The organism is Kribbella sp. (assembly GCF_035655035.1).
GTDB lineage: Bacteria > Actinomycetota > Actinomycetes > Propionibacteriales > Kribbellaceae > Kribbella.
Window position 1 is genome coordinate 1 of the sequence record NZ_DASRVN010000583.1, and the last position, 4,144, is coordinate 4,144.

Annotated in this window: 3 protein-coding genes and 1 pseudogene; 3 read left to right on the forward strand and 1 reads right to left on the reverse strand. The window is 72.1% G+C overall.

Annotated features, from left to right (window positions below; genetic code table 11):
* From VFF46_RS30985 to VFF46_RS30995, 3 genes and pseudogenes are all read left to right on the forward strand, one after another.
* Positions 1 to 319 (forward strand): annotated as a pseudogene (locus VFF46_RS30985) (amino acid permease); the annotation flags it as partial.
* A gap of 128 nt (positions 320 to 447) precedes the next feature.
* A complete protein-coding gene (locus VFF46_RS30990; RefSeq protein ID WP_325040780.1) occupies positions 448 to 3,210 on the forward strand; it encodes a helix-turn-helix transcriptional regulator in 2,763 nt (920 codons plus the stop codon).
* Entirely contained in the window at positions 3,211 to 3,444 is a 234-nt protein-coding gene (locus VFF46_RS30995) for an SCO4848 family membrane protein (RefSeq protein ID WP_325040781.1), read from the forward strand. It abuts the gene before it with no gap.
* Here the strand turns inward: VFF46_RS30995 and VFF46_RS31000 are convergent.
* Positions 3,416 to 4,144: AraC family transcriptional regulator (locus VFF46_RS31000; protein ID WP_325040782.1), on the reverse strand; the 729-nt coding region annotated here is incomplete at its 5' end. The two genes, VFF46_RS30995 and VFF46_RS31000, sit on opposite strands and share 29 nt — an antisense overlap.

Sequence of the window (4,144 nt, forward strand, 5' to 3'; positions counted from 1 at the left end):
CTACGTCCTGCCCACGCTGCTCCGGTTGCTGCAGGGCGACCGCTTCCAGCCCGGCCCGTGGAACCTCGGCCGCTGGAGCCGGCCGATCGGCATCGTCGCGATCGTCTGGGTCGTCTTCATCACGATCCTGTTCATGCTGCCCCAGGTCAGCCCGGTCACCGGTAGCACGTTCAACTACACGCCGATCGCGGTACTGGTGGTGCTCGGCTTCGCGGCCGGGTACTGGCTCCTGTCCGCCCGCCGCTGGTTCACCGGGCCGAAGGTGCAAGGCACCGAGGCCGAGCTGGCGGCGATCGAACGGGACCTGGAATCCATCTAGCAGCTCACGCACGGTCGCCGGGGCCCAGGCGTGCCCCGGCACCATCGTGCCGTGTTCTTTCGTCTGCGGACTGTGATAATCCCTGAAGGCCATATCAATCAAAAGGAGCGGCCTTCAGGGAGCCAGATTTGACAGACGACGAGCTGGTCGGACGTGCCGGACTGGTCGAGCGCGCAACAAAGCAGCTCGAGACCAGCGGCAGCGTGCTGCTCTACGGCCCGACCGGTATCGGGAAGTCCGCGCTCGGCCGGGCGCTGGTCGCCGACTTCGCCCGGAAGGGCTGCCGGATGCTCAGCGCGGCGCCGTCCAACTCCGAGGCCGGCCTGCCGTACGTCACGCTCCTGGACCTGCTCTCCGGCCAGCTCGAGTTCGCCTGGCAGGTGCTGCCCGACCACCTCCGCCAGCCGCTCGAGGTCGCGCTGCTGAAGGCCAGCGCGCCGGACACGGTCCGTGACGAGCTCGCGGTACGTCTCGCCGTACTGCACGTCCTCCGCCGCCTGGCCGCGACGGGACCCGTGCTGATCGTCGTCGACGACATCCAGTGGGTCGACCCGTCCAGCCTCGAAGTGCTCACGTTCTGTGCTCGCCGCCTGTCCGAGGGCGTGCACGTGCTGGCGACCGAGCAGGTGGCCGACGGCGACCTCCCGGTGATGGCCGAGGCGTGCCCGGAGCCGGTCCTGCAGCTCGAGGTCCCACCGCTGACCGAGCCCGACGTACTGCGCCTGCTCCGGCAGCGGCTGTCCAGCCCGCTCCCGGTCCGTACGGCGCGCCGCATCTTCGCCGCCGGCGCCGGCAACCCGTTCATGGCGCTGGAGCTCGGTCGCGCCGTACTGCGGCATCCGAAGAGCGTCTCGCCCAACGACCCGCTCCCGGTCTCGAACCGGCTGAAGACCCTGCTCAGCGAGCGGCTCGCCGACATGTCCGCCGGGACGCACGAGCTGCTGCTGCACGCCGCGTCGTCGCCGCGGCCGACCACGACCCAGCTCGCCCGGTCGCTGGACCGCCCGATCGACGCCGACCTGGCCGCGGCCGAGACGCTCGGCCTGATCGACGTCTCCGCCGAGCGGCTCCGCTTCACGCACCCGCTGCTCCGCGAGTTCGTGTACGCCGAGGCGACCTCGGCGGACCGTCGCCGCGCACACGCCAAGCTCGCCGCGGTGGTCGACGAACCGGTCGAGAACGCGACCCATCGCGCGCTCGCCACCCAAGAGGCCGACGTACAGCTGGCCGCCGCGATCGAGGAGGCCGCGACGGTCGCCGCCGGGCGTGGCGCACCGGGCGCCGCCGCGAACCTGTGGCGGCTGAGCGCGGAACGTACGCCGGTCACCGAGCCCGACGAGCGCGCCCGCAGGCTCACCCGGGCCGCCGACGACGCGGTCGCCGCCGGCCACCCCGCCGAGTCGGCCGACATGGCGCAGCTCGCCGCGCAGGTCGCGACCACGCCGGAGACCAAGGTGCCGGCGCTGCTGCTCTGCGCCGACGCGGTCTGGCCGGAGCGGGACCGCCGGGTGGAGTTGCTGGCCGAGGCGTTCGCGGCCGCGGCCGGGAACAAGGCGCTCGAGGCGCGGGTCCGGATCGAGCGCGCGAACAGCCACTACTTCGATCGCAGCCTCGACGAGGCGCAGGAGGACGCGCGGATCGCCGAGCAGCTGGCCCGGGAGGCCGGTGACACCGAGGCGGTCGTCGACGCGTTGAGCGCCGCCAGCTCGGTGCTGGTCGTCCGCGACGCCGGCGAGTCCGCGGACACGCTGATGCAGCAGGCCGCAGAGCTCGCGAAGGGCCTGCCGCTCACCCGGACCACCGTCAACGCCCGCCAGATGGCCGCGATGCAGGAGCTGTTCCGCGGCCGGACCGACGCGGCGATCATCGCGATCAACGCGCTCGCCGACGAGGTCCGCGACCACGGCGCGATGCGCTGGCTGGCGTCCGTACTGATCTCCGCGACCGCGATCTACGAGCGCAGCGGCCGCGGTGCCGACGCGCTCGCCGCCGGGCACGAGTGTCACCAGCTGATGCAGGACATCGGCGACGAGTCCGAGGTCGGCCTGGTGATCGCGAGCCGCGCCGAGTGGGCCGGCGGTACGGCGGCGCCGGCGCGGCAGCTCGCCGAGGCCGCGCTGGCCGAGGTCCGCCTGGTCGGGAACGACGAGTGGACCGGCCCGGCACTGGCGGTGAACGGGATGATCGGCGTCCTCACCGGCGACCCGCAGCGGGCCGTCGAGGCGTTCGACGCGATCGCCGAGTCCGGGGACACCGCGATGCCGTTCGACCCGGCGATCATCCCGTGGCACGCCGACTACGCCGAGGCGCTGGTCGCCGCCGGGCGGCTGGACGACGCGGCCGCGCTGATCGCCGAGATCCGGACCCGCGCCGAGAACCTGGACCGGGTCGTGGTGAAGCTCGGCCTGGACCGCGCCGAGGCGCTGCTGGTCGCCAAGCAGGGCGACCCGGCCGCGGCGCTGGAGCTGCTGGAGAAGTCCCTGAGTACGGCGGGGGACCGGGTCTATCCGCTCGACCTGGCGCGCGGCGAGCTGACCCGCGGCCGGATCGCCCGCCAGGCGCGCCGGCGTTCGGTCGCCCGGACCGCGTTCCTGGACGCGATCGAGCAGTTCGAGGCGTACGGCGCACCCGCCTGGCGGGAGGTCGCGGAGACCGAGCTGGCGCGCCTCGACGTACCGAGCCGCAGCCGGCAGCCGTCGGAGCTGACCGACAACGAGCAGCAGATCGTGTCGATGGTCCGCGACGGCTCCACGAACCGCGAGATCGCCGCCGCGCTGTACCTGTCGGTGAAGGCGGTCGAGTCCCAGCTCACCCGCCTGTACCGGCGCTTCGGGGTGGCGAACCGGACCCAGCTGCTCCGGACGGTGGACCGGCCTGGTCACAATGGCTAGGTGAAACTCGAACGGAAACACGCCATTGTCCTGCTGGCCATCGCGGTCTGGAACGTCGTCACGTACGCGCGGTTCATCAAGGCGCTCGCCGACACCGAGGGCCGGCCGACCGGGTACTACGTGGCGCACACGATCCTGATCATCGTGAACTTCGCGATCGCGGCGCTGCTTGGCACCTGGGGTGTCCGCGCGTACAAGGGTGCTGCTAAGGAGTCACAAAGCTCTTCGGTGTGACGCCGAGCACCTTCTTGAAGTGGCGGTTGAGGTGCGACTGGTCGTAGAACCCGGCCAGCGTCGCCACCTCGCCCGCCGGACGTCCGTCCAGCAGGTACCGCCGGGCAAGGTCGACCCGGCGCCCGGTCAGATACCGGTGCGGCGGCATCCCGTACTCCCGGCTGAACGCCCGTACGAGGTGCACCGGATGCGCATGGATGATGCGCCCCGCCTCATCCAGGCTGATCCCGTCCGCAACCCGCGAATCCAGCAGCTCCCGCAACTCCCCGGCGACACCGGCGTCCCGCCGACCGGCCCCGCCCTCCTCCGTCAGCGGGCCGGAGGCGTCTGCCGCTCGGACCTGCCGGGTGAGGTGCTGCTGGAGCCTCTCTTCGATGAACAGCAGCCGGCTCTGGGCCTCCAGGTCCTCCTGCCCGTCCCGCAGCACCCGGTGCAACTGGTGGATCCGGTGCCTCAGCAACGGGTCGACGTACTCCGGCTGATCGACCGCCGCCCCGATCAGCCCCTCGTGCAGCCGATCAGGCGCCAGATACAGCACGCGCTTGCGGAACCCTCCCGGCCGGGCGGACCGCCCGTCGTGCGGCACATGCGGCGGCAGCAACGAAACCTGCGCCTGCGCCAGCCCGTGCTCATGCCGATCCAGGTCGTACCGCACCGCCCCCTCGTCGACGATCAGCACCGTCCACGCGTCGTGCGTATG